General features: G+C 70.1%; 15 protein-coding genes, 1 tRNA gene, 1 other RNA gene and 1 pseudogene. 7 read left to right on the plus strand and 11 right to left on the minus strand.

Annotation, left to right across the window (positions count from 1 at the left end; translation table 11 throughout):
* Window positions 1–66 precede the first annotated feature (66 nt).
* Window positions 67–378: pseudogene (locus AC4IJH_RS12810) on the minus strand (LysR substrate-binding domain-containing protein); the annotation flags it as partial.
* Between the two features lie 37 nt (window positions 379–415).
* On the opposite strand from AC4IJH_RS12810, the gene AC4IJH_RS12815 reads away from it, so the two are divergent.
* The gene (locus tag AC4IJH_RS12815) at window positions 416–1,270 is read left to right on the plus strand and encodes an alpha/beta fold hydrolase (protein ID WP_490851760.1); all 855 of its coding nucleotides are present in this window, start codon (window positions 416–418) and stop codon (window positions 1,268–1,270) included.
* Between the two features lie 363 nt (window positions 1,271–1,633).
* On the opposite strand, the gene AC4IJH_RS12820 is transcribed toward AC4IJH_RS12815, so the two are convergent.
* Together AC4IJH_RS12820 and AC4IJH_RS12825 are read right to left on the minus strand one after the other, a co-directional pair.
* Window positions 1,634–5,554, minus strand: coding sequence for an AfsR/SARP family transcriptional regulator (locus tag AC4IJH_RS12820; protein WP_490851761.1), 3,921 nt, complete (start codon window positions 5,552–5,554; stop codon window positions 1,634–1,636).
* Between the two features lie 224 nt (window positions 5,555–5,778).
* Window positions 5,779–7,857, minus strand: coding sequence for a TerD family protein (locus tag AC4IJH_RS12825; protein WP_490851836.1), 2,079 nt, complete (start codon window positions 7,855–7,857; stop codon window positions 5,779–5,781).
* Window positions 7,858–8,594: 737 nt separating this feature from the next.
* Between AC4IJH_RS12825 and AC4IJH_RS12830 the strand changes: the two genes are divergently transcribed.
* Window positions 8,595–9,164: a restriction endonuclease gene (locus AC4IJH_RS12830; RefSeq protein ID WP_490851762.1), complete on the plus strand. Its 570-nt coding sequence runs from the start codon at window positions 8,595–8,597 to the stop codon at window positions 9,162–9,164.
* A gap of 124 nt (window positions 9,165–9,288) precedes the next feature.
* On the opposite strand, the gene AC4IJH_RS12835 is transcribed toward AC4IJH_RS12830, so the two are convergent.
* A complete protein-coding gene (locus tag AC4IJH_RS12835; protein WP_490851763.1) occupies window positions 9,289–10,479 on the minus strand; it encodes a flavin-dependent oxidoreductase in 1,191 nt (396 codons plus the stop codon).
* A gap of 151 nt (window positions 10,480–10,630) precedes the next feature.
* Between AC4IJH_RS12835 and AC4IJH_RS12840 the strand changes: the two genes are divergently transcribed.
* From AC4IJH_RS12840 to AC4IJH_RS12850, 3 genes are all read left to right on the plus strand, one after another.
* Window positions 10,631–11,518: a LysR family transcriptional regulator gene (locus tag AC4IJH_RS12840; RefSeq protein ID WP_490851764.1), complete on the plus strand. Its 888-nt coding sequence runs from the start codon at window positions 10,631–10,633 to the stop codon at window positions 11,516–11,518.
* Window positions 11,519–11,698: 180 nt separating this feature from the next.
* A complete protein-coding gene (locus AC4IJH_RS12845; RefSeq protein WP_490851765.1) occupies window positions 11,699–12,112 on the plus strand; it encodes a VOC family protein in 414 nt (137 codons plus the stop codon).
* Between the two features lie 358 nt (window positions 12,113–12,470).
* Window positions 12,471–12,680 carry a hypothetical protein gene (locus AC4IJH_RS12850; protein WP_490851766.1) on the plus strand — a complete coding sequence of 70 codons (210 nt, stop codon included), beginning with the start codon at window positions 12,471–12,473 and terminating at the stop codon, window positions 12,678–12,680.
* A gap of 748 nt (window positions 12,681–13,428) precedes the next feature.
* Here the strand turns inward: AC4IJH_RS12850 and AC4IJH_RS12855 are convergent.
* The 7 genes from AC4IJH_RS12855 to AC4IJH_RS12885 all read right to left on the minus strand — a co-directional run bounded on the left by AC4IJH_RS12855 (window position 13,429) and on the right by AC4IJH_RS12885 (window position 21,237).
* Window positions 13,429–13,953 carry a Pycsar system effector family protein gene (locus tag AC4IJH_RS12855; protein WP_490851767.1) on the minus strand — a complete coding sequence of 175 codons (525 nt, stop codon included), beginning with the start codon at window positions 13,951–13,953 and terminating at the stop codon, window positions 13,429–13,431.
* A gap of 32 nt (window positions 13,954–13,985) precedes the next feature.
* The gene (locus AC4IJH_RS12860) at window positions 13,986–15,314 is read right to left on the minus strand and encodes a DUF4407 domain-containing protein (RefSeq protein WP_490851768.1); all 1,329 of its coding nucleotides are present in this window, start codon (window positions 15,312–15,314) and stop codon (window positions 13,986–13,988) included.
* Window positions 15,307–16,389, minus strand: a complete 1,083-nt coding sequence (locus AC4IJH_RS12865) for a hypothetical protein (protein ID WP_490851769.1) — start codon at window positions 16,387–16,389, stop codon at window positions 15,307–15,309. Before AC4IJH_RS12865 ends, AC4IJH_RS12860 begins: the two co-directional genes overlap by 8 nt.
* 4 nt (window positions 16,390–16,393) lie before the next feature.
* Window positions 16,394–18,658 carry a hypothetical protein gene (locus AC4IJH_RS12870; RefSeq protein WP_490851770.1) on the minus strand — a complete coding sequence of 755 codons (2,265 nt, stop codon included), beginning with the start codon at window positions 18,656–18,658 and terminating at the stop codon, window positions 16,394–16,396.
* Window positions 18,624–19,403, minus strand: a complete 780-nt coding sequence (locus AC4IJH_RS12875) for a hypothetical protein (protein ID WP_490851771.1) — start codon at window positions 19,401–19,403, stop codon at window positions 18,624–18,626. The genes AC4IJH_RS12870 and AC4IJH_RS12875 overlap by 35 nt, the downstream gene beginning before the upstream one ends.
* Before the next feature lie 82 nt (window positions 19,404–19,485).
* Window positions 19,486–20,199 (minus strand): Crp/Fnr family transcriptional regulator, encoded by a 714-nt coding sequence (locus AC4IJH_RS12880; RefSeq protein WP_490851772.1) that lies wholly within the window; start codon window positions 20,197–20,199, stop codon window positions 19,486–19,488.
* A 950-nt stretch (window positions 20,200–21,149) separates the two neighbouring features.
* Window positions 21,150–21,237 (minus strand) — tRNA-Ser (locus tag AC4IJH_RS12885).
* A 109-nt stretch (window positions 21,238–21,346) separates the two neighbouring features.
* On the opposite strand from AC4IJH_RS12885, the gene ffs reads away from it, so the two are divergent.
* Together ffs and AC4IJH_RS12895 are read left to right on the plus strand one after the other, a co-directional pair.
* An RNA gene (ffs, locus tag AC4IJH_RS12890) (signal recognition particle sRNA small type) lies at window positions 21,347–21,445 on the plus strand.
* Between the two features lie 44 nt (window positions 21,446–21,489).
* Window positions 21,490–24,204, plus strand: a complete 2,715-nt coding sequence (locus AC4IJH_RS12895) for a DNA polymerase III subunit gamma and tau (RefSeq protein WP_490851773.1) — start codon at window positions 21,490–21,492, stop codon at window positions 24,202–24,204.
* Window positions 24,205–24,526: the final 322 nt, after the last annotated feature.

Consider the following 24,526-nt stretch of genomic DNA (forward strand, 5'->3'; position numbering starts at 1 on the left):
GGTGGGGCTGTTGTGGTGCTGTCTTCTGGTCGGAGGGGCCTCGTCTGCTGCCGGGCGGGGCTGTGTTTACGGTCCCGCGGACTCGCGCAGCGCCTCGATCAGGCGGGGCAGGGCGGGCTGGGCCAGTGAGACCTCGCGTACCGCCGCATGGATCGTGCGGACCGGCTCCGGGCGGCGCACCTGGCGCACCACGACGTCGGGATGCCGGGTGCCGAGCCCGAGGCGGGGGATGAGGCTGATGCCGAGTCCGGCCGCCACCACGCCCTGCGCGGTGGCGTAATCCGCGCTCTCCACCACGAAGTTGGGGGTGAAACCGGCCGCCGCGCAGGCGTCGAGCATGGTCTGCAGGCACGATCCCGAGGGCGGGCTGCCGACCCAGCCTGCCCACCAGGACCTGCCCGGCATCGCGCACGGTATGGCCGACATCGAGCCCGGGCTGCGGCTCCACTACGTCACGGCGGGCGAGGGCGACCGTACGGCCGTGCTGCTGCACGGATTCCCGCAGACGTGGTGGGAGTGGCACCGAGTGATTACACCGCTCGTGGAGCGCGGGTTCCGGGTGGTGGCCCCCGACTACCGCGGCGCCGGGCACTCCTGGCGTCCGGCGGGCGGCTACGACAAGCGGACGGTGGCCCGGGACATCCACACCCTGCTGCACCAGCACCTGGGGATCACCGAGCCGGTCGTGCTCGTCGGCCACGACATCGGTCTGATGGTGTCGTACGCGTACGCACAGGCCTACCGCGAGGACGTCTCCCATCTGGTGGTCGTGGACGCCCCGCTGCCGGGCACCCAGGTCTTCGACCGGCTGCGCAACGACCCGCGGGTGTGGCACTTCGCCTTCCACGGGGCGCGCGATGTCGCGGAGATGCTGGTCGCCGGGCGCGAACGGCAGTATCTGCAGGCCTTCTTCAACGCGCGGTCCGCCGATCCCTCCGCGGTCTCGGACGCCGACTTCGAGGTGTACGTGGCGGCGTACTCCGCGCCGGGCGCCATGCGGGCCGGCTTCGAGCTGTACCGCGCCTTCGACCAGGACATACAGGACAACCGCGCCGCGCTGAAGCGCAACGGCAAGCTGACCGTGCCCGTACTGGCCGTGGGCGGCGCCACCAGTACGGCGGGCACGGTGATCGAGGAAATGATGCGCGAGGTGGCCGAGGACGTGACGGGCCTGGTCGTCCCCGGCACGGCCCACTGGATCGCGGAGGAGAAGCCGGGGGTGTTGGTGGATGCGGTGGTGGGGTTTGTGGGGGAGGGAGGGGGCTTCTAGGCGGCCGCTTTGGAGGGGGCTTGCCGAAGTCCGGTGCGCTTCCGAGCCCCGTAAGGGGCGCGGGGCTGTGTCGGTAGGCGGCTCCGCTGCGTGCGCGCGACCAGCCCTCACCGGCCTGCGGTTTCACGACTGCGGTCCGTAACCGCGATCCATCACCGCGCTTTCAGCGCCGCGCCTCCATCACTGCGCCTCCATCACCGCGCCTTCATCGGAGCACTCTGAGGCGACAGCCGCTCTCAGAACCTTGGCCTCGATCGCCGCTTCGCGTCGCCACGTCGGGAACCTCGCGCGGCGCTGCGGTGTAACTCATTCGACGGGCTGAGAGAGATGGCGAAGTCGTCGAAGGAGAGGAGGGGCTGTGCTTCACACGAGAGGTGCGAGGGTCAATCGGGCGGTGCGGGCGGCTTGTTGGGTGCTGAGGGCGGTGCCCTGGTGGAAGGCGTGGTCGAATGCGGTGGTGCCGAGGGCGGCGGTGGCAATCGCAGTGATGCGGTCGACATCGGCGCGTTCGGCCCGGGGGAGTGGCGCGTCGACGCTGCGACGCGCCGCGTCCGCGGCACCGAGCAGCAGCGCGGCGCACGCAGCGGGTTCGAGGTTGTCGGCATCGGCATTGGCATTGGCATCGGCATCGCCGTCGGCGCCCGCGGTACCGGCGGCTCCGGCGTGGCGGGATGCGAAGCGCACCGCCGCGCCCGCCAGCCCTTCCAGGGACAGGGCGAGCGCACGCGGCTCGTCGAGAGCGCAGGCGATCTCGAGGCCGAGGAGATGGTGGGCCGCGGCCCCTGCCGCGTCGTGGCGCAGTTCGGCGATGAAGCCGAGCTCGGCCAGCCGCAGATGCTCACCCGTCGGTGAGGACACCTCGTCGTACCGCTCTTTAATACGCAGCAGGCGAGCCTCCGCGTCGTCGAGGTCGCCACAGCGGCGGGCCCCCAGGGCGAGCCCCATCTCCGAGTGCACCTCGCCGTATTTGTAGCCCTGTTCGACGGCGCGGCGCCGGGCGCGCTCGTGCAGTTCGCGGGCCCGGTCCCACTCCTGGGAGAGCAGCGCCAGCCTGCCCAGCCCGGAGAGCCGCGCGGCGACCTCCGTCTCCAGTCCGAGCTCCTGCGCGAGGCGCAGCCCGTCGTTCTGCAGCCGGCCGGCCTCCTCGTAATCTCCCTTGATCTCGGCAAGCGCGGCGAGCGGCGTTACGGTCTGCAACTCGCCCCAACGGTCGCCGAGGTCACGGAAGATGGCGGCGCTGAGCCTGCCGTCGCGAGCGATGCCTCCGAGATCCCCGCGGATCAGCGCGTGCATGGCGCGGAGGGAGAGCGCGGCGGCGGTGCCCCAGCGGTCGCCGTCGGCGGTGCACCGTTCGATCGCCCGGGCGTTGATCTCTTCACTGGCGGCGGGCTCACCGGCACTGAAAACGCCGTACGCGTACAGCCACAAGGTACGGCCGCGGCGCACGGAGGCCTGGACGGCGGGCGGCGCGGGGCTGTCCGTGGCACCGGAGGAATGACCGGTCAGCAGCGCGAAGGCGGTGTGGAGCAAGCGGAGTTCAGCGGATCCGGATACGGAGGTGAGCACGATGGACAGACCGCGGCGGGCTTCGTCGAGTCGGCCGCGCAGCAGCCACCACCAGGACAGAGCGGTCACCAGCCGTACGGCCTCGACGGGTGCGTGCCGTACTGCTTCGTCCAGCGCGCCGCGCAGATTGGCGGCCTCCGCGTCGAGGCGGCCGAGCCATTGCTGCTGCTCGTCGCCGTGCAGATGGGGTTCGGCCCGCTCGGCGAGGTCCAGATAGTGGCGCAGATGACGGGACCGTACGGCGGCGAGGTCCTCCGTCTCCCGCAGCCGCTCCATCGCGTAGGCGTTCACCGACTCCAGGAGCCGGTAGCGAGAGCCCGAGGGGGACTCGGCCATGACGACCAGGGACCGGTCGACCAGGCGGGTCACCAGCTCCAGGACCTCCTCGCGGGCCACGCCCTCGCCCGCGCACACGGCTTCCGCGGCGTCCAGCGTGCAGCCGTCGCTGTGCACGGCGAGGCGGCGCAGCACGGTGCGTTCCTGTGCGCCGAGCAGCTCCCAACTCCAGTCGATCACCGCCCGCAGAGTCTGCTGACGCGCCGGCGCGCCCCGCCTCCCGGTCGCCAGCACCCGGAACCGATCGTTGAGCCGGGCCGCCAACTCGCTTGCACCCAGCCCTCGTACCCGCGTGGCCGCCAGTTCGAGGGCGAGCGGAATACCGTCCAGGCGACGGCAGATCTCCGCCACCGCGGCACTGTCGCGGTCGGCCGAGAAGCCCGGGGCGGTAGCGGCAGCACGCTCGACGAACAGCCGGACCGCGTCCTCCGGCCGGAGCGGCTCCACCGGCACAACCACTTCACCCGCCAGACCGAGCGGCTCCTGGCTGGTCACCAGGACCCGCAGCCCGGGCGAGGCACTCAGCAGCAGATGCACGAGCTCAGCGGCGGCATCGACGACCTGCTCACAGTTGTCCATCACGAGCAACATCCGACGCCCGCGCAGCGCGTCGACCAGCCGCTCGACGGGCCCCGGCCCACCCACCGCGGCCTGCCCAGCAGGCGCATCGTCCCGGACCCCGAGCACAGCACCGACCTGCTGCACGACCTGAACGAGCGCCCCCGCCCCCGCCCGCTGCCCCGCCAACTCCACCAGCCAGACACCATCGGGGAGGGGACAGGACCCCGGGACGGGGGTGTTGGATCGAACACCATCGGCTGCGGCTGCGGCTGCGGCCTCATCGAGGAGGCCTCGGGCGGACGTGGCCTCGGTGGTGCGGAGGCCCCCGGTGCCGTGGATGAGCCGGGCGGCGGCCGCTACGGCGAGGCGGGTCTTGCCGACTCCACCGGGACCGGTGAGCGTGACGAGGCGCGCCGTACCGAGGAGCCGATCCAACTCGGCCATGGACTGCTCACGCCCGACCAGCGCAGTGAGCGGGACGGGAAGGTTGGACCGGGGACGGCTGCTGTCCGGTTCGGGGGTGGCCGGGGGGAGGGCGGCAACGAGGACCGGACTGATGGCGGAGGCCCCGGCGGCGGGGCGTACCGGGGCGGCAGCCGAGGCCGGGCCGGCGGCAACGGACGGGGCTGTGACGCGTACCGGGCCAGATGCAGACCCCGGATTGGCGGCGCGTTCCGGGGCAACAGCGGACCCCGGGGCCGCGGCGGTAGAAGCCGGGACTGGGCCGCGTACCGCGCTGGTAGCGAGCGCCGGACCGGTGGCAGCAGCGGCCTGGCCGATGGCGGTGGCCGGGGCGGCGGGGCGTATCGGCGCGGTATCGGAGGCCGCGGTGGAGGTAGTGGTCGGGGATGTGTCGCGTACCGAGGCGGTGGTGGGTGCCGGGATGGCAGCAGCGGTCCGGTCGGTGGCGGTGGCCGGGGTGGCAGGGCGTACCGGGGACGTGGTGGTGGCTGTGGTCGGGCCCATGGCACGTACTGGGGACGTGGTGCGTACCGGGCCCGTCGTGCCCACCGAGGCGATAGCGGGTGCTGAGGCGGTGTTGGGAAGCGGGGTGGGTCTCAGAGGGGGTGGTGGGGTCAGGGTGGGGTCCTGGCGGAGGATGGCTTGGTGGAGGGTGGCGAGTTCCGGGCTGGGGGTCAGGCCTAGTTCGGCGGCCAGGTGTTTGCGCAGGTCCTCGTAGGAGGCCAGGGCTTCGGTCTGGCGGCCCGCGGCGTACAGGGCGCGCAGGTGGACGGCGCGGAGGCGTTCGCGGAGGGGATGGTGGGCTACCAGGGCGGACAGTTCGCCGGTGAGCAGGGTGTGGTCGCCCGATTCCAGGCGGGCCTCGGCCTGTTCCTCCAGGACGGCCAGGCGTTGTTCCGCCAGGCGTTGGGCGGCTTCGCGGACGAATTCCTCGTCGGCGAAGTCGGCGTACGCGGGGCCGCGCCACAGCTGAAGAGCCTCGGTGAGCAGGGCGGCGCGGGCGCGTGGGTCCGCCGTCGGACGGGCCTTGGCCACCAGGGAACGGAACAGGTCGGCGTCCACCGCGTAGTCGCGATCGCCGTCCGCGTCGATGCGCAGCCGGTAGCCGGGAGGCTGGCGCAGCACACGGTCGCGGCCGATGGCCCGGCGGAGCTGGGAGACCTTGGCCTGGAGGGCGTTGGCGGGTTTGCCCGGCGGGCGGTCGCCCCACAGGTCGTCGATGAGCCGGTCGGTGGAGACCGGCCGCCCTTCGTGCACCAGCAGATCGGCCAGCAACGCCCGGACCTTCACCTCGGGCACCCTGACCGGCTCCCCCTCGCCGCCCCACACCACCAGTGGACCGAGCACCCCGAACCGCATGCCTGAACCGTACACACGGCGCGACGGCCGACGATCAGCGCACCGGGGGGTGTGCATCAACGGTCCGGCGCAGGCCATGCTTGTCTTCCTGTCCACGGCGAGGGCCTGGCGTACAGCGGCGGTACGAACGGCCACGTCGGCTACCCCACGCCGCACGCGGCCCGCGAGCGGTCCGGTACCCACGAGGTGGCCACCGGACCGACAGCCGCGTGACGCCGTACGAATCAGCTCCGGCGGACCGCGCGACGCTCGAAAGCGGCTACCTGGGCCACGACGCCGTTGTAGAAGCGATCAACGGCGTCGTCGACGCTGCGGATGAAGCCGGATTCTGTGTTTCCGCGGGTGTTCCCCATTCCCTTGAGCAGCGAAAGCCGGAATCCGGTGATCGGTGCGCCGTCCTTGGGCAAGAGGTCACCCGGCTCGGGACGCAGTTTCTCCAAGGTGCCGCGCGGGCCGTTCCCGTCCTCGACAAGGCTCTCCACATGAAGGTCCGCCGGCGCATCCGCCAGAAGCCGGATCAGGCGCTTGGCGGTGGCGAGCGGATAACTGCCTTCCGGGGCCGGAACATTGATGGATGTACGCAGCTTTCCGGTCCGGAGGTCCGCCGCGATGGCGACGATCCCGGTCGTTCCGTCGATGCGCAGTTCTGCGGAGAGCCGGCCCTCCGCGCAGAGGCGGTCGGCAAGTTCGACCCGCCGGGAATGTGGATCGCTGCCGCGCCTGGCCCGCTGTACGGGCAGAGCTCTCTGCCCCAGTTCCCCTCCCAGCCGGAGGCAGACCTGCCTGATGAGCCGTTCCCAGCTCTCCACGACGTCGACGGCACGAGAATCGCCTTGGCACAGCGTCTCTTCGTCGATGCCGTTGCGTACCGGGACCCAGGAGGGACCCATGTTCTGGAAACCGTGGCAGCCGGAGTTCTCGTGCTGGAGATAGTGCAGCAGTTCCTGGAGCAACCATGCGTGTGCGGCGTTGCCCACGCCCTCATGGCGGATCAGCATCTGGGCCTGGTGCGTCACCTCAGCCCAGGAAAGGTGCCAGAGAGCGACCTTGTGCTTGCGGCGCCCGTCGGTCTTCACGTCGACGAGGGCGCTGCCCTCCAGGGCCACGTCGTTGGACAGCGTGATCACGGCTTCGTACCCGCGTCGAGCGGCTATGTCCATGTACTGCTGGACCTGCTCGGACTTGAGCGGATTTCCGTTCGTCTTGGTCTCGATCAACGCCGTCCACAGCTTGCCGGCTCGCTCGACCCTTATCACTCCGTCCGGCCGCTTAGGGGTGTCACCATGCGGCAGCGAAACCTCGGTGAAGGTCTGCATGCGGCCGGCCGGCGCACCGAATGCAGCGGTGAGGCGCCGCCCGAACTCCGGTACCTGCGCCATCACCGACAAGAGCACGGAAGTAGCCCGTAGTTCCCGTTCTTTGTCGCTCTTGAGCGACGGGACGGGAAACAGGCGTGCCGGCGGCCAGGAGTCGTTCTCAGCGAGTGACTTCTTGGGTGCCTTGGGCAGCGTGACCTTCTTCTTGGCGGTACGCGGCCGCCGCGCACGCTCCGCCGTCACCGGCAACTCTTCCTTCGCCCCCGTATCGCTCACGGACGGAGACGAGGGAGTGATCCGCGCGTCGGGTGCCTCTGTTGCGGCCCGGGACAGCTCGGATGCAGCGTCCTCCGATTTCCCTGCCTTTTCTGCGGCGGCCTCGTCGCTCGCCTTCGTACCCTGCTCCGCGCTCGGCTCTTCTGCTTCGCCTGTGGGCTCCTCGGCATCGTCATCATCATCGATATCGATCCCGAAGTCTGTTGCCAGACCTGCCAGTCCGGTTTCGTAGCCCTGGCCGACGGCCCGGAATTTCCACTCCTCGCCCCGCCGGTACAGCTCACCGAATATGAACGCGGTCTCCGTGCTCGCGCCGTCGATGGAGAAGCCGAGCAGCGCCTCACCGGAACGGTCCGCGACCGTCATCCGCAGGTCTTCCAGGTCGCCGAAGCGCGCACCGCCGTACTGACTGGCCGCCACCACAATCCGCGTGACGTCAGGAGGCATTGCCGTCAGATCAACACTGATCCGGTCCTCGTCGCCGTTACTGGTCGGCGTCTTTCCCAGCAACTGCACGCTGCCGTCAGCGGCCGCAGTGTTGTTGTAGAAGTAGAAGTCGGCGTCGCTGCGGACCTTGCCGTTCTCGTTCAGCAAGAGGACAGAGACATCCGCATCGCCGTCCCCCGCCGCGCTGCTCCAGCTCAGGCTCACCACGACCGAACCGGCGTCTGCGCTCAGACCGGCCAGTGCGACGTTCGCTCCCTTGGTCATCTCCTGCATGCGTTCTCCCCGGCCGCACGCCCGCGTCCCGCGCGCGGCCGGTCGGCCAAAACTCTCGTTCTGCGCTATGGCACATACATCAGTGTGTTGTGAGCGAACCGTAGCGCCGGGACGGAAATATCGTGCAGGAAGGGTAAAAGTCGATCTGGATCCGGACTCGGCAGGTGAATTAACTTCGCATGAAACCGCCCTCTTTGGGGTGACATATATATCTATTGCGATCGCACGCAATAGGGCAAACCATCCCAGTGCGTCACAGATCTGGCTTGGCGCAATATCGGCCCTTGCCGCCCGAGAAGCGTGCGAGTTGAGTGTGTCGACGCCGTCGCCCGTCGCGGAGCGGTAGGTGGCGGTGGTGTGGGCGAGGGGGCGCGGGTGCGGCCGTCGGCCAGGTTCGTTCGCCGGGCGGGTACATCCGGACCATCCGCCGAGTCTCGCGGCAGCGATGTCAGTGCCCCGTGCTCTCATGGTGGGAGGACGTCAGTGACGCCAACGAGCAAGGGGGGCACCGTGGTTGAGGACAAGAGCTGTATCTGCCGGCGCGGGTGTGTGCGGTGAGTGGACGTCGGCCGGCCCGTCGGCGGCCGCCGGGCAGGCGGGCGGCGGCCGTTCGGAGTCGGGCCGGTCGGGGCGTGCGGCGACGGACTGTTCGCCGCCGGAGCCGGCGCGATGAGCGGACCGCCTATGCGATCGCCGCGGGCGTCGCCGCCCTGCTTGTTGTTGCGGCCGTGAAGTGGGTGGTCGACCACTGGTGGGTGCTGGTGGTCGTCGCGGTCGTCGGGGGCGGTGTCGGGGTGTTGCGGCTGCACCAGGTGCGGCAGCGTGCGCAGTGGGAGCGGGTTCGTACGCGGGCTCTGCGGATGCGGCTGGAGGAGATCGACGCGCTGCATCACAGTGAGTTCGAGACGGCGGTGAGGGATCTGCTGCGTCGCGACGGGTGCAAGGCGGTGCGGCTCGGGGGCGCGGGGGACGATGCCTGCGATGTACGGGCCACGGACCCGGACGGGCGGATATGGGCCGTCCAGTGCAAACACCGCAGGGACGGGGAGCGCGGTCCGGCCGTAGGCACCGGCGTGCTCCAGCAGGTCAACGGGACCGCCCGGCAGGTTCACGGCGCCGACATAGCCGTCGTGGTCACCAACGGCCGCTTCAGCTCCAAGGCGATCCCCTGGGGGCGGCAGCAGCACATCCACCTCGTCGACCGCCGGCTTTTGGCCCAGTGGGCCGCCGGTGCCCGCCCTCTGTGGGAGCTGCTCGACCGGCTTCCGCCGCCGCGCCGCCCCCACGCCCTGTCATAGCCCGGTAAAGCCCTGCAGTATGCCTGCCGTAGCCCTGCCGTAGCCTCTGTCATGGAAGAGCGCAGGACGTCGGAGAATCAGGCGGGCCCGCGCCCCCGGGCCCCAACCGGCCAGCGGGCGCGTCTTAGTTGGGCGTCAGCGAAGCGCGCGAGTTGAGTACGTCCACATCGCTGCCCGTCGCGGAGCGGTAGGTGTCGGTGATGTGGGCGAGGGAGCGCGAGGTGCGGCCGTCGGCCAGGCTCATGTCCCGGTTCGCCTGCACCACGGCCGCGGTCCTTTCGCGGCGCGCGGACTCGTAGCGGGCGAGCCCGTCCGGTATGCCGTCGGCCAGGGCGAGTTCGTACGCCAGGACGCGGGCGTCGACGATGGACTGGGAGCCGCCGTTGGCGCCCACCGGGTACATCGGGTGGGCGGCGTCGCCGAGCAGGGTCACCCGGCCGCGGCCCCAGGCGGGCAGCGGCTCGCGGTCGACCATCGGGTACTCCAGGATCTCGCCGCTGGCCGCGAGCAGGGCGGGTACGTCGAGCCAGCCCAGGTCCCAGTCGCGGAAGTGGGGCAGGACGTCCTCCAGGTGGCCGGTACGGTTCCAGCCCGCGTCCTCGGCGAGCGGCCGCGGCCCGGACTCCCGTACCAGACAGACCCAGTTGATCCGGCCGCCGCCGATCGGGTACGCCACCAGCTCCGCCTTGCCGTCCCGCACGATCGTCATTGAGCGGCCGGTCAGGAATGGCTCGGCGCGGGCCGTGCCCCGCCACATCCGCACGCCCGACCACAGCAACGGGTCGCCCTGCGGGTGCAGTTGGGCGCGTACCGCCGAGTGCAGCCCGTCCGCGCCGACCAGGGCGCCGGCGGTGGTGTGGATGACGGCCTCGCTCCTGCGGTCGAGCAGCGACAGCCGCACGGCGGCCGCCGACTCGTCCTCCTCGAAGTCCAGCAGGCGGGTGCCGGTACGGACCGCCTCGGCGCCCAGCCGCTCCCGTACGGCCGCCAGGAGCAGCATCTGCAACTCCCCGCGGTGCACGGAGTACTGCGGCCAGCGATAGCCCTGCGCCACGCCGAGCGCATCGCTGAAGATGCGGTTGCCGAAGCGGTCGCAGTAGACGTTCTCGGCGGTGGCCACGCCGATGGCGGCCAGTTCGTCGCCGAGGCCGAGTTCGGTCAGTTCCCGTACGGCGTGCGGCAGCAGGTTGATGCCGACGCCCAGCGGTCGTATCTCGCGGGCGCTCTCCACGACGACGGTGTCAATTCCCGCGGCGTGCAGGCTCAGCGCGGCGGTCAGCCCGCCGATCCCGGCCCCGGCGATGAGTACGGACACGAGTGGCCCCTCCCTCTCGGCGCGCACCGGTGCGCAGTGACGCGTACCGGCACGTATCCCTGGTCTCTTGCCTTTCACCCTGGGGCCGCAGAAGCCAGAAGTCCAAGAGATGATAGGTCTGGCAGCGAGAACCAGAAGTTATGGAGCGGTGATGGAACTGCGGCAGCTCGAGTACTTCGTCACGGTGGCCGAGGAGGAGAACTTCACCCGGGCCGCCGAGAAGCTGCATGTGTCCCAGCCCGGGATCAGCGCTCAAATCCGCCGCCTTGAGCGCGAGTTCGGGCAGCGGCTGCTCGACCGCTCCGGACGCTCGGTACGGCTGACCGAGGCGGGCGAGCTGGCCCTGCCCTACGCGCGCACCGCGCTCGCCGCAGTTGCGGGCGCCCGGCTCGCCGTCGACGAGCTGACCGGACTCCTGCGCGGGCGCGTCGCCCTGGGCAGCGTGCTCTCGCACCACGCCGATCTGCCCGCCCTGCTGTCGGGATTCCACGACGACCACCCGGCGGTCGAGATCACCCTGACCGAGGCGAACACCGACGCGCTGGTGGACGGTCTGCGTACGGGCGGCCTCGACGCGGCGATCATCAGCGTGGGCGACGCGCCCCCGGACGGCATCGAGATGCAGGTGGTCGACGACCAGCCGGTCGTCGCCGCGGTCGGCCCCACCCATGAACTCGCCGCCCGCCGCACCATCTCGCCCGGCGCCCTGCGCGACCGGGACCTGATCAGCCTGCCGCGCGGTACGGGTCTGCGCGCCCGGCTCGACGAGGCCTGCGCGGCGGCCGGGTTCACGCCGCGCATCGCCTTCGAGGCCAGCGACCCCGGCGTGCTGGCCCAGCTGGCCGCCCGCGGCCTGGGCGTGGCGATCCTGCCCGGCGTGTTCGCCAGGGAGCGGCCGGAGCCGCTGCACATCATCGCGATCAACCGGCCCGCGCTGCGCGGACGCCTGGCCTTCGCGTGGCGGGAGCAAGGCCCGGACAGCCCGGCGGGCCGCGCCCTGGTCGCCCGGGCCCGCGAAGTGCTGCGGGACCTGTCGTGAGCGGGAGTGACCTGCCGTGACCTGCCATGAGCCGCCGTGACCTGCCACGGCCCGTTGCGGCCCTTCGCGGCCCTTCGCGGCCCTTCGCGACCCGTCGCGACCCGCCGTGACCTGCGCGGTCAGGTATCGATTCGCACTCCGCCGTTGATCGTGCGCGCACCGCACGCCATCGTGATCACCATGAGTTCTTCAGCGACGTCTTCAGCGGCGTCTCCGGCCAAGGTCACCGCCTCCACCCTCTCCCTCACCGTCGACGACGTCCCCGCGTCGAGCGCCTTCTTCACCGCGCACCTGGGCTACAGCGAAGTGATGGCCGCCGACGGATTCGCCTCCCTCGCCCGCCAGGACGCGGCCGTCGCCGTCGTCCTGCTGCGCCGCGGCGCCGACGTACTGCCCGAGGACCAGCGCGACCGGCACGCAGCCGGCCTCATCCTCGCCCTCACCGTCGAGGACCTGAACGCCGAGCACGACCGGCTCCGCGCCGAAGGCGTCGCCATCACCATGCCGCTGCGCGAGGAGCCCTGGGGCGAGCGCCTGTTCCAGATCACCGACCCGAACGGGATCGTGATCCAGTTCGTCGAGTGGGCCGCCTGACGCCCGCCCTGCTCTTGCCGTACGACCTGCCCCAGCGCGGACAGGTACGCCGGGCTGAAGGCGAGCGAGAGCCCGTAACGCCGCCCGAGGCCCGGGGCGAGAGCCCCGGCCCGGTGCCAGGTGCCGAAGACGCGACGGTGCCGCAGGCGACCTGCCCGTCGCTGTTGGTGCCGAGCAGCAGATTCCGAGCGACTCCGAGCGACTCCGAGAGATCCCGAGCGATTCTGAGCGTTTCCGATGGATCCGGCCACAGAAGTGCTTTGCCGCCAACTCCCCGTATCCCGCCCACCCAGTTGCCCGATCACGGCTACACAGGAAGGGGTGAGGGGGGCTCTTGCCCGACGGGAGGGCTGGCCGGGTGCTGACACTCAACGTGGCGTTACTGCTCGCTGTCATCGTCGTCGTGCGGCTGCGGCGCCGCGTCCAGGCCAGAAGCCGCAGCGACCAGGCACTGACCGTGGCCGTCGTGCTCATCCTGGGCATCCTCATCGCCCCCACCGGACTGGGCCAGGGCATCGAGAACTTCGTCGGCCAACTCGTGAACGGCATCTCCCAAGCCGGTTGGTGAGGCCGGCGTCCGCTCCCGGCGTTCTCGCCCAGGCACCGGGGTGATGGGCAGTGGTGCGGTGTGGATTGCCTTGCTCGGATCTTTCGCGGTGTACGGCGACGACGGGGGCCGGTCGAGGTCGGCGGCGCGGGGATGGCAGTCGTACTCCGGGCCCTCGCTCGCTTCCCTCCTGGCATCTGATGCACGAGCAGTGTTGAGAGCATGGCCGCGTAGTCGTCATTGACGCGCAGAATCATCAGTGAACGTGACTTCGGCTCATACCGAAGCGGCCACTGTGTGGCGCTCTCTGCGCCGAGCGAGACCTGGGGCCGATCCGATCGAAGCCAGGCGAATGGCACCGTAACCATCAGGCGCATGGCTGCGCCCTGCCATGTCGACAGTGATCCGTCCACCGGCGATGATTCCGGTCTGGCGGGGCCTCGTCTGCCCCTGGCCGGCGTGCGCCAACCGTTGAGCAGGTCGCGCAGCTCCGGCACCGAGCGACGAGCCGAGAAGGAGTCGACACCCGCGGTCCTCGACACACCCTCGGCTGTCAAGAAGTCCGCCGGACCTCCCGTCCGCGTGGATCGGACTACCGGAAGCCCGAGCTGACGCGTCCAGCGGCGTAGAGGACCCGCCACGGGATGTCGCAGGCATCGTAGTTGGCCAAGTGTTGGACGTTCGGGAGGGCGTGACTGCCGATAACGTCGGCGGTGTTGCCGTAAGTGCTTCAGCGGCCGCCGGTCCCGACCCCGCGTTCGCCAACGGTTCAGGCGAGCGAGCCCATCAGTACACCGAGCGCGGTCAGGAGGAGAAAGAGCCCGCTCCAGCCCATGCCGCAGCGGATACAGCGATACTTGGCGGCCACCACTCTCGACAGCATGGCGAATTGGCTGAGGTCCCGCTCCAGCGGGTCGGTCTGCTGTACGACCACCGTGAGCAATCGAAGAGAGACCCTCCTGTCGATATCGCCGAAGTAGTGCGTCCGGTTTACCACCGAAGCACCGAGCCGTGGCATGATCGCCAGTCCCAGCAGACCGAGCGCGGGCAGCGACGCTGCACATCCGGACCAGAAGATCACCTGCGCGGCCGGCCCGTAGTGCAGCGGTGCGATATGTCCTTCGCCCAGGGCGCTGAGCAGGACCGTCAGCGCCACCCCGAGACCCGACAGGACAAGCCCAGCTTTCTGGTCTGCCTTGAGTATTTCCTCCCGGGTCTCGGCCAGTAGCAGACGGGCCAGCACGCCGCCCCGACCGCCTTCATCGGTTCCGTCATTGCTTGTCACAGCGATCACACTCGGTCCTTTCGGGGCGGCAGCGCGGAATCTCAGACCACTGACGGGCGTCGCAGCTCGTCCTCCAACGCGTTCACCGCCTGACTGACACGGATGTTCATCTCTGCCACATGCTCACGGCGAGCAGCCTCGTTCTCAGCCTTCCGGCGCTTTACGTGCTGCTCGCACTCGTCCTGCGCGATCTCGATCTCGGCCATGGCCTCGCGCTCCACAGCCCGTACGGCGGCCTCGTGGACCTTCACGGCGCTGTTGCTGCGTGCCGACAGCAGTCGGTCGTAGCTGTTCTCGTGCGCCAGGAACTTCACCAGGACGGGCAGTACATCGATCAGGACGAACAGCAGCCGGACCAGCCACACACCGATGAAGAGCGTGGAGTTCTTGCTGGTCAATTCCTCCAGGGCGCGCATGCGTTCAAGAATCCCGATGCCCTGCTGCTTGGCCCGCTCCTGCGCGACCCGCTGAGCGATTTCCTGGTTTCGCACCTGGAGGAAGTCACCGCGCGAGTGCGACAGCCGTCCGCCGTCCCGCCTGATCTGCTCTTGCATCGCAGCCAGTCGGCGCTCGTTCTCCTCGGTGTGGTGGGTCGCGCGGTAGCTGCGGGTCTGGGACCGCAGTCGCAGGCACTCGGACGTCCGCTGTAACAACCCGGAGGCCGCGTCACGGATCAGCTGCCGACACTCCTCGCGGACCTCGGTGTCCAGTGCGTCCAGCTTACGGGTGTCCTGGTCGACCCGCCGCTGAAGCTCGGCGGCGTCCTTGCGCAGGGCGCCGAGCGCCGCGGACTGCCCGCCGGGGGTGGCGCCGAACGACAGCAGATAGCCACCGCAGCCGACCGGCGGTGCCTTCGGCGCCTGGGACGGATCGGGATTGCACCGCAGAAGGCCGGTGCGCAGCCGGTCCACGTCGCTATGGCGTTCCTCCTTTATGCGCTCCTCTACCGCGGTTTGGAAGATCCGCAGCACCAGCGGCTCGGCGATGACCGTGCCCAGCATCAGGGCGACCAGCAGCCGCATCAGCAGCGGTGCGGCGCGCCGCTTGGCGTTGGGCTGCGGGGCGATCAGCCAGCGGTCCAGGTTCAATACGAACAGCATCCAGATCGCCGCGGGCAGCAGCGTCAGGTAGGACGTCTCCCCGACGGCCTCGTTCGCGAAATTCCACATCGAGAACGCGGCGATGACGGAGGTGCCGAGCACGATGCCGCCCAGCGCCGTGTACTTGCTGCGTTCGAACCACACCCAAGTAAGAAGGTTCTCGTCCACGCCGGTGAGCGTGCGCAGGTAGCGGGCCGGGTCAAAACGCTTGGGCCGGGGCTCGTCGACGGGCCGGTTGTAACCGTTCGGGAGTTTGAGGAAGTCAGTCAAGGAGTTCGTCCTCGTCCTTGATGAAATTGTCCCGGGAGTCGCCGGTGCCGGAGCCGTTCACGGAACCGGTCAGTCTCGCCGGACCCGCGCCGTTCTGCTGCGGCCCGGCTTCTACCGCCGTGGCGGCGGTCCCGTTCGCGGTCCCCGGGCGGTGCTCCATCATCTGCTGGAACACCTGCGAATAGTCGACGAAGTGTTCCGACCCGCTCATCTGGTTGACCAGGTTGAGCAGCAGCTGCTGGTGCATCGCCCGCTCCTCCGCCGCCCGCTCGTGCGCCCGCTGTTTCTCCTCGGCGCTGGCCTGATGGCGCCGTGTCGTGTCCTGCTCCTCCAGGCGGTGGCTGCGCTCGACGAGAGAGGCGACATCAACTTCGTGGCGGGTCAATCCGAGCGCGTCCAGGTAGGGACCTCCCTGGGCAATCAGCTCTGCCAGGCGCTGCACCGCATCGGTCTCGAACTCTCGCTGGCCGCGGAGCAGTTCTTGCCCCCTCCGCTCGTCCCGCAGCTTCTGTTCCCAAGCCCGCAGGTCCTCTGGAGTGAGCACCTCGATCCCGACGAACTCCACGTTCATCCCGGAGATCCGGGGTGCCAGGATCGTGGTGTAGGCGGTCATCCGCCGGGTTGCCTGGTCGCGTACGGCGTTGACCTCCTCGATTCGGTACTCCGCGCTGGCCCTGGACAGCTCACTGTCCCTGGCCAGATAGGTCCGCAGCGGGACGGTGACATCGCCGACTCCCTGCTGTGCGACAGTGACGGGGTCGGTGACCTGGCAGGTGAAGGACGCTCTGATCGTGAAGACGTCCGCCTCGCTCACCGAGGGCACGACCCGGTCGACCTCGACCAGCCGGGACCGGGTGTCCACCAGGCTCACCGACGAAGCCTCGACCACGTCCTCGTGTGCGGGGTCGAAGGCCATACCGTGCGGGTACTCGCGGTACTGGCCGCCGACCCGGAAGACATAGACCGCTCCCGGCGTGAGCTCGGGCAGGTCGGTGCGCTGCCGACGACGGGTCCACCAGCCGCGCTGGACGGTGGCCAGCGTCTGCTCCGTAACCACCGGGTAGTTCACTGCCACTACGTCATCCTCCTGGTACGAAAGGGTGGTTGGCCCGATTGCTGTGCTGCATCGAGCCGAGCAGTACGTGCGCCAGCTGCCGGGTTCCCGGCAGCGCGAAGTCGGGGTGCCGCAGCGCCGCCGACACATCGCCGCGTAGGCCCTCCCACTGCCGGGCGCTCATCGCGTCGCGCAGCGCCGTGCCCAGCGCGTGGACGGAATCGGTGGCCGAGCGGTCCTCCCGCAGCGCGGCCAGGGTCCGGCACAACTCGGTGACGGCCCGCGCTCGGCGCACGCTGAGCAGTGCGGTGCTCCACAGTGAGCCGAGCTGGGATGCAGTGCGCGATTCGCTGCGCAACAGAAATGCCGCGAGTGGCTCCCGCCCGGCGAGGCGGTCCGCCTCCAGGACCTGCACCACGATGTTCAGTGCCCGGGCACGGTCCTTGGTACGGTACGCATTTGCCACCTGTGTACGGACGTAACGCAGAAAGAACAGCGCCCGTTCGGGGTCGTGCTCGGCCGTCGCCAGGAACAGTGTCAGGGATCGCCGCGCGGCTGCGGCTACGCGCTCACCGCGCGCGGTCAGCACCCACAGCCAGTTGAGGGCCTCCAGACGGTACAGCGAGCCGAGCTCGCCGGCGAAGGCCATGGCCGCGGTGATGGCACGCGACTGGCCGGCGCCCAGCTTCGACCAGCCCAGCGCCATGTTCAGCGCCTGCGGAGCCAGCCGCTCGTCCGCGCACATGAACTGCAGCACGAACGCGGCGGTCAGCCGCTGGCTGCTGGTGCCGTCCGCCCACGGCCGTAGCAGCTTCTCCTCGACCTCCGAGAGCGCGTGCCGGGCCAGCAGCGCCACCCCACGGGCCACTTCGGCTCGGACGTCAAGACTGCTTTCGACGGACAGCTGGTTGAGCCACTGACGCAGGGGGTACCAGAGCCCGTACCCGTAGAGGGCGTGCAGTTCGCCGATGACCATCTCGCGCACCCGCGGAGAAGTGAAGACGATCCGCCGCTCATTACGGCAGTCGTCGTCACCCTGCTCCGTGCAGTGCACCGGCTCGGCGATTCCCACTGCGCGTGTCTGCCACTGCGCCCTGCTCTGCTCGACGCTTAGTCTCTGCTGTACCGGGGCGCTCTCGTCGGCCTGTGTGTCCTCGATGGAGCGCTTCCAGTCACGGGCATGGGCCCCCAGCGCGACCGAGACCTCCTCGAAGGTGCGCTCAGGCAGCCTTTCCGCGAAGGCCAGCGCGGCGATCGGCAGCAGGTCCTCGGCGGACGGCTCGGTCCGGAACCAATCCTGGACGGTCTGTTTCGTACGGTCCCGCAGGGTCGCCAGGGCCGCGTCCGGGCCGTCGGCGAGGTTCTTTGCCGCTGCTGCGATATCGGCGGGCCGCCGTAGTTCGGCAACTCTCTCCCGCAGTTCTTCCACCACCTGCGCAGATACACCCTGCTGGCTCGCGGACGTGTGCCGCAGGCCCAGCTTCTCCGTGTAGTGGTCGAACAGGACGAGCGGATCGGGCGGCCGCCAGGTGACGCAGAAGTCCGCCAGAGCAAGCCTGGACCGGGCTGCGGAGGACGCGGTCAGGACCAGATAGGAACCCTTGCGCCGCAACGTCCCCTGGAGCCGCTGGATCTGGAACTGCTGTACGGCGTTGTCGTCGGTCTCACCTGCGTAGTCGAGGATCACATACCCCAAGCCGTCTTTCAGCGCCCCTTCCGAGGCGAGGTCGGCCAGCGAATTGGCGGGGGACAGGCTGCGCAGTTTCGCTTCTGCCCCGAGCAGATCCCGCAGCATGGCGAATGCACCCGCGCGCCGACCGCTGCCGTCCTCGCCCACCAGGACCAGGACATGCTTGGAATGCAGTTGGCCGGCGGTCTCGTCATATTCGTCGGGGTGCAGATAGTGCTGCAGTACCCGGTCGATCTCGGCTGGCTCGACATAGCCGGGGGCCAGTCCGGGCGAGCCGGCCGAGCCGAAGCCGAAGACGGCGTCCGTAGCGTTGACCTGGGCGTAGAAGTTGTTGTAAACCCGCTGCTGGAGGGCGTCATTGAGATCCTTGTAGCCCTGTTCGTCGGCTTCCTGCTCTCTGCCGGGACCGGTAGAGAGCCTTGCTGGGCGTTCTTCTTTGGCCTGGTCCCCGGCGCCTGCTTGGTGTGGCTTCTCGTCGCCCTGCCCCGGCTGCTGCTCTCCACCTGCGCCTACCGGCCCGCCGGCGGCATCCGTGCCGCGGTCGTCCGGCTCCGAATGTTCGAATTCAGCCATTGGACCGCCCGAAGCCGACGACTCCACCTCGCAGGTCCACGGGGGCGTTGAAATTGTTGACGCTCACCTCGCGTCCCGTGACGTGCGTACGGACCATCGCCGCTGCTATCTCTCCGGAACCGTCCGTAGCCTGGGTGCCCGGCTGCGCCGTGGTAGCGAACTCTTGGTGGTCGAGCTGAAGTTGGCCCACATCATGACCCGGAACCCACAGCCATCCTGCCGATTCGTACTCCTTCTCCTGTACTTCCAGGCGCCGGAAGGCACTGGCCAGAAGCGTGGTGTGCCCGCCCGCGACGGTGGAGCGATACACCTCGTCGGACAGAAGGAGCACCAGATCGGCCGCCGGTGCCGCGGTCAACGCCGCGCGCAGCGGCGCTGAGTTGAGCAGTCGGCACGTAGTGACAACGGCCTGTCCGGCAAAGCCGTTGTCGGCCACCTCGACGGGTCCGTGATGGACTGCTGCCCGCAGCCGCATCCGTGCCGTGCTGACGCGGTCCTCGTTGTGTGCGGCCAGCTCCGCCACGATATGTCTGACGTAGTCGTCCACGATCCTGGGTTCGCAGCCGTCCGAGGGCGCGACGGCCAACTGCTCGTCACCCTTGGGCTGGATGTGCCACCGTGAGCGATCCAGCCCGGCATTCAGTGCCGCCCGGGAAAGCAGCCTGGGCAGATTGTGCTGGATCTCTGACTGTTTGCGGTCGTTGTTGCCCCCGTACGCCTGAACGTCCAAGGCAATGCATGTGCAGTGGTAGTACCCGGCCTGTGCGGCCACTTGGCCATTCCTCCCTCCTTCGCGGAGTTCCCGCGAAGCGCTGACGGAGAGGTTAGGAGGGCCAGCTGGAACTGAATCCGTATCAATACGGGTTCTCGTCACCGATTTTGGCGAAGGCGAGCAACTTCGGAATGTCACAGATCGTAATCCGACGGTAGTCGCGTTCCAGTAGTCCTTGCTGGGTGAGTGCGGCGAGTGCCTTCTCGGCGGTGGGCAGCGCGAGGCCGGCGAGCGACGCCAACTCGAGCTGGGTAAGCCGCACATCGAGCACACTCCGCAGTGTGCTGTTACCGTCGGTCGAATGCCCGTACGCCTGCGTTAATTCTGCTATCACCCGGGCCAGCCGGGTGGACGCGTCGTATGCCCGGAAGTCGAGTCGCCGGCGGTTCGCCCAGCGCAGCCGGCCGCTCATCATCCTGAACAGCGCCTTCATCGCATCTGGGTGCTGGGTCAGAAAAGACTCCAGCTCATGCTGCTGAAGGATGCGTGCCGTGACGTCGCTGCACGCGATGACCGTGCCGGACCGAGGGCGCTCCTCGAAAATGGCCATCTCGCCCACAAGGTCTCCAGCCACCCGAATTGCCAGTAACACCTCGCAGCCGCTCGCCGAGCTGGTGACCACCTTTACCACGCCTTTGGTCAGCAAAAGGGCATGTCGTCCGGTATCCCCCTGATGTAGCAGGGTCCGGTGCGCCGGATATGCGGCGAGTGTTCCCAAGCACATCAGACGATCCAGCGTATTGGCCCCCAATCGCCCCAGGAACGCCGTATCGGGCCACGGTTGCGCCGACGTCACCCCGCACACTCCCTCCGGCCGTACGCGAATAACACTTCACGCACCCCCGATAACGCGTACGTACCGCCCCCGCCAATCGCAGGCGCACTCCCCACCGGGCATGCCCGTCCATGGTGCCGCCGGTACGCGTTCCGCGAAGCCCGAATCTCCTATTGGCCAAATCTCAACTTCGGTCGGCCCGTGCGGTGTTGCCCTACTGCACAACTAGGTCGGCACCTGGGTCTGTGGCCCTCGTCCTGTCCTTCCCTGCGCCCCGCTTCGGCCGTTCAACTGCTCTGGATATATGGACTGCGTGTGTGAAGAGGCGCGCGGCGCCTCGCGGCTACAAGGCCGCCCGGGAGGACGGGGCCGGGGTCTGCACGGGTGGCGCATGCCCGAAGTGCCTGGCCGAGGCGCGATGAGGTGGAGTGGGATGAGGGGGCCACGTCGGTGCCGCCGACGTCATCGACGTCGGTGCAGCCGTCTCGACGGCACGGCTTGGCGACCTGTTTCTCGTATTCGCGGGAGTCCGACCCCAGACTCTCGCCAGCCCGTTCCTGCTCTGCGAGCCGGGCTCGCTCAGCCCGCGCCTCAGCCTCCTAGGCTTCCCCGCATGGTGGCGCAAAGGCCTCCTTCGCAGGTGCGGTCGCCGACCTCACGGTGCCCCGGCGGACGTGGACGTGGGCGGAGCCTCGGGGCGCAGTTCGTAGCGCTTGGCGTCGGGGTGGCGGGTGAAGGTCCGTACACCCGGGTGTGGTCCTCGAGCGTCCGCATCGGATCGAGGCGAGAGTGCATGAGATCTCCGTATGGCTGCTCCGCGACCTCGTCGGCTGGGTGCGCAGGCTCGCGCAGCGGCCGGACCGTCGGCGATGGGCGAGTGAAGCGATCACCAGTCGGCAACGGAGGCGGAGAACGTCGAAGGGCCCCACTGCGAGCAGTGGGGCCCTTCGACGTAGTGCCCGGTGAGGCACTGGCGGAGGATACGAGATTCGAACTCGTGAGGGGTTGCCCCCAACACGCTTTCCAAGCGTGCGCCCTAGGCCTCTAGGCGAATCCTCCGCCGCAAACAATACAAGACGTTGAGGAGTGCTCGCGAACCCGATCCGCGGGGGTGGGTCCTCGGGGCCGGCGGGGTCGTTCGCACGGGGGGCTATCCGCTAGGGTGGTGCGCAGCCCCTCACGTGGCGCTATCTCACCGAACTCCCCCAGGGCCGGAAGGCAGCAAGGGTAAGTGGGCTCTGGCGGGTGCGTGGGGGGCGCTTGCGTTCACGGGGCGGTCGGTTGTCAGTGGGGGCCGATATCGTCGTATGCGTGTCGTCCCTCGCGCTGTACCGCCGCTATCGCCCCGAGACCTTCGCTCAGGTCATCGGGCAGGAGCATGTGACCGATCCCCTGCAGCAGGCGCTGCGGAACAACCGCGTCAACCACGCGTATTTGTTCAGCGGGCCGCGCGGGTGCGGCAAGACGACCAGTGCGCGCATCCTGGCGCGCTGCCTGAACTGTGAGCAAGGTCCCACTCCCACCCCCTGCGGGGAGTGCCAGTCCTGCGTGGACCTGGCCAGGAACGGGCGCGGTTCGATCGATGTGATCGAGATCGACGCGGCGTCGCACGGTGGTGTGGACGACGCGCGTGAGCTGCGGGAGAAGGCCTTCTTCGGCCCGGCCAGCAGCCGCTACAAGATCTACATCATCGACGAGGCCCACATGGTCACGTCCGCGGGCTTCAACGCCCTGCTCAAGGTGGTCGAGGAGCCGCCGGAGCACCTGAAGTTCATCTTCGCCACGACCGAGCCCGAGAAGGTCATCGGGACGATCCGGTCGCGGACCCACCACTACCCCTTCCGGCTGGTGCCGCCGGGGACCCTGCGCGAATACCTGGGCGAGGTGTGCGGGCAGGAGGACATCCCGGTCGAGGACGGCGTGCTGCCGCTGGTCGTACGGGCCGGCGCGGGGTCCGTACGTGACTCGATGTCCGTGATGGACCAGCTGCTCGCCGGGGCGGGCGAGGCGGGTGTGACGTATGCCATGGCGACGTCGCTGCTCGGCTATACGGACGGGTCGCTGCTGGACTCGATCGTGGAGGCCTTCGCCGCCGGGGACGGTGCCGCGGCCTTCGAGGTCGTGGACCGGGTGATCGAGGGGGGCAACGACCCCCGGAGGTTCGTCGCCGACCTGCTGGAGCGGCTGCGGGATCTGGTGATCCTGGCCGCCGTGCCGGACGCGGCGGAGAAGGGGCTGATCGACGCCCCGGCCGATGTCGTCGAGCGGATGCAGGGGCAGGCCTCCGTCTTCGGCGGCGCGGAGCTGAGCCGCGCCGCGGACCTGGTCAACACGGGTCTGACGGAGATGCGCGGCGCCACCTCGCCGCGGTTGCAGCTGGAGCTGATCTGCGCCCGGGTGCTGCTCCCGGCGGCGTACGACGACGAGCGGTCGGTGCAGGCGCGGCTGGAGCGGCTGGAGCGCGGCGCGGGCGCGGCGGCACTGGCGGGCGGCGGTCTGGGTGCCGGCCAGGTGATGACCGGCGTCGGTGGACCGGCGGTCGGGTACGTACCGGGGCCCGAGGCACACGGGGGCGGGGCGCCCGCGGGGCCGTCCGGGCCCGCGGCGGCACGGGCGGCGGTACGGGGCGCCATGGGAGCGCCGAGCGCGTCGGGACCGGCCGGTACGGCTGGTGCGCCGGGTGCGCAGCCGACGGGCGGGCAGGCGGACGCCGGGGGAGCGCCGGGCGCCGGTGCCTCCGGTGCGCCTGCTGGTGAGGGTGCCGCCGGGCAGCGTCCGGGGGAGTGGCCTGGTGGTGCCCCTGGAGCCCCAGTGCAGGGCGCGCCTGGGCACGGCGGCGCCGAGCAGGGCGCGCAGGGCGGCGGACAGGTGCCGGGCGCGTGGCCCGGTGCCGGTGCCGGTGCCGGTGCGGGTGGCGCGGCCGGGCCGGGGGCTGCCCCTGGTGCCGGGCCGGGGGCCTGGCCTGCCGGGGCCGGAGCTGGAACCGGATCCGGGCCGGGAGCCGGGGCCGGAGCTGGGGCTGACGGCGGAGCCGGTGCGGGTGCCGAGCCGGGCGCGTGGCCCGGTGGGGCTGCCCCCGGTGGCGCGGCCGCGGCGAGTGGTGGACAGGGTGCGGGACAGCGTCCGGGGGCCTGGCCCGCGGGCGGGGGCGGCGGGCAGCAGTCCGGCGCCGAGGGCAGGCAGCCCGGCGGGTGGCCGTCCGCGGCCGCGCCGGGACAGGGCGCGCCGAGCGGGCCGCCCGCGGCGCCCCCCGCGCCGCAGTCCGCTCCCGTACAGCAGCCGGTGCAGCAGCAGCCGCAGCAGGCGGCGGCCGGTGCGCCGGGGGCGTCCCAGGGTGCCGCCCAGGTGCGGCAGATGTGGCCGGAGATCCTGGAGGCGGTCAAGGGACGGCGCCGTTTCACCTGGATTCTGCTCAGCCAGAACGCCCAGGTCTCGGGCTTCGACGGGACGACGCTGCAGATCGGCTTCCCCAACTCCGGCGCGCGCGACAGCTTCGCCAACGGCGGCAGCGAGGACGTGCTCAAGCAGACGCTGGCCGAGAAGTTCGGCGTGCAGTGGCGCGTCGAGGCGATCGTCGACCCGTCGGGCGGCGCCAACCCGCCGGGTGGGCCCGCGCCCCGCGGCGGTGGCTTCGGCGGCGCCGGTGGCGGCGGTTTCGCAGGCAACAGCGCTGGCAGCGGCTTCGGCGGCGGAGCGCCCGCCGCGCCCGCGCAGCCCACTCCGCCGCCGTCGCCCGCTCCGCCCGCGCAGAGCGGCTCCGGCCCGTCGGCAGGGCAGGGCGGCGGCGCGCAGCTGGCCCGTCAGGCCGTGGCGTCCCCGTCCTCCACCGGTACGCAGGGCGGCGGCCGCGCCACCCCCGCATCGGAGCCCGCCCACCGCGAGCCCGAGCCCCCGCCGTACTCCATCGAGGACGACATGCCGGCCGAGGACGACCCCGACCTGGTCGACTCCGCCCTCAGCGGCCACGACCTGATCGTCCGCGAACTGGGCGCGACGGTCGTGGAGGAGTTCAACAACGACGAGTGACCGCCTGCCGCCCGGGTCCTTCCGGCCGACCGGCACGTCCCCGGGACCGGCTCCCCAGGCCGCCTTCCCCGACCGGCCGACGGGCTGGGGCGGCCGAGGCTCTTGGCCGTACGGCCAGGCAGCGTTGCCCACCACCATCGGGAAGCGTTGACCGGACCCGTCGAGGCGCCCCCGCCGCCCCCACAAGGTGTGCTCCCCCCGCCCCATCGAGGCGCGCCCCTCCGGCCAGGGAGGGCGCTCTCTCCCCCCGGCCGCGGTGCCTGACAAGGCCGCAGGGGTCGATGTGAGCCCTGGCCTCCCGGTCTTGGCATGAGTGGGCTGG

This window comes from Streptomyces sp. UF-297 (assembly GCF_058245575.1).

Excerpts from the sequence above, each read along its gene's own strand:
- AC4IJH_RS12840 (WP_490851764.1), top strand. The coding sequence starts at position 10,631 with ATGGAACTGCGGCAGCTCGAGTACTTCGTCACGGTGGCCGAGGAGGAG.
- AC4IJH_RS12845 (WP_490851765.1), top strand. The coding sequence starts at position 11,699 with ATGAGTTCTTCAGCGACGTCTTCAGCGGCGTCTCCGGCCAAGGTCACC.
- AC4IJH_RS12820 (WP_490851761.1), bottom strand. The coding sequence starts at position 5,554 with ATGCGGTTCGGGGTGCTCGGTCCACTGGTGGTGTGGGGCGGCGAGGGG.
- AC4IJH_RS12825 (WP_490851836.1), bottom strand. The coding sequence starts at position 7,857 with ATGACCAAGGGAGCGAACGTCGCACTGGCCGGTCTGAGCGCAGACGCC.
- AC4IJH_RS12815 (WP_490851760.1), top strand. The coding sequence starts at position 416 with ATGGCCGACATCGAGCCCGGGCTGCGGCTCCACTACGTCACGGCGGGC.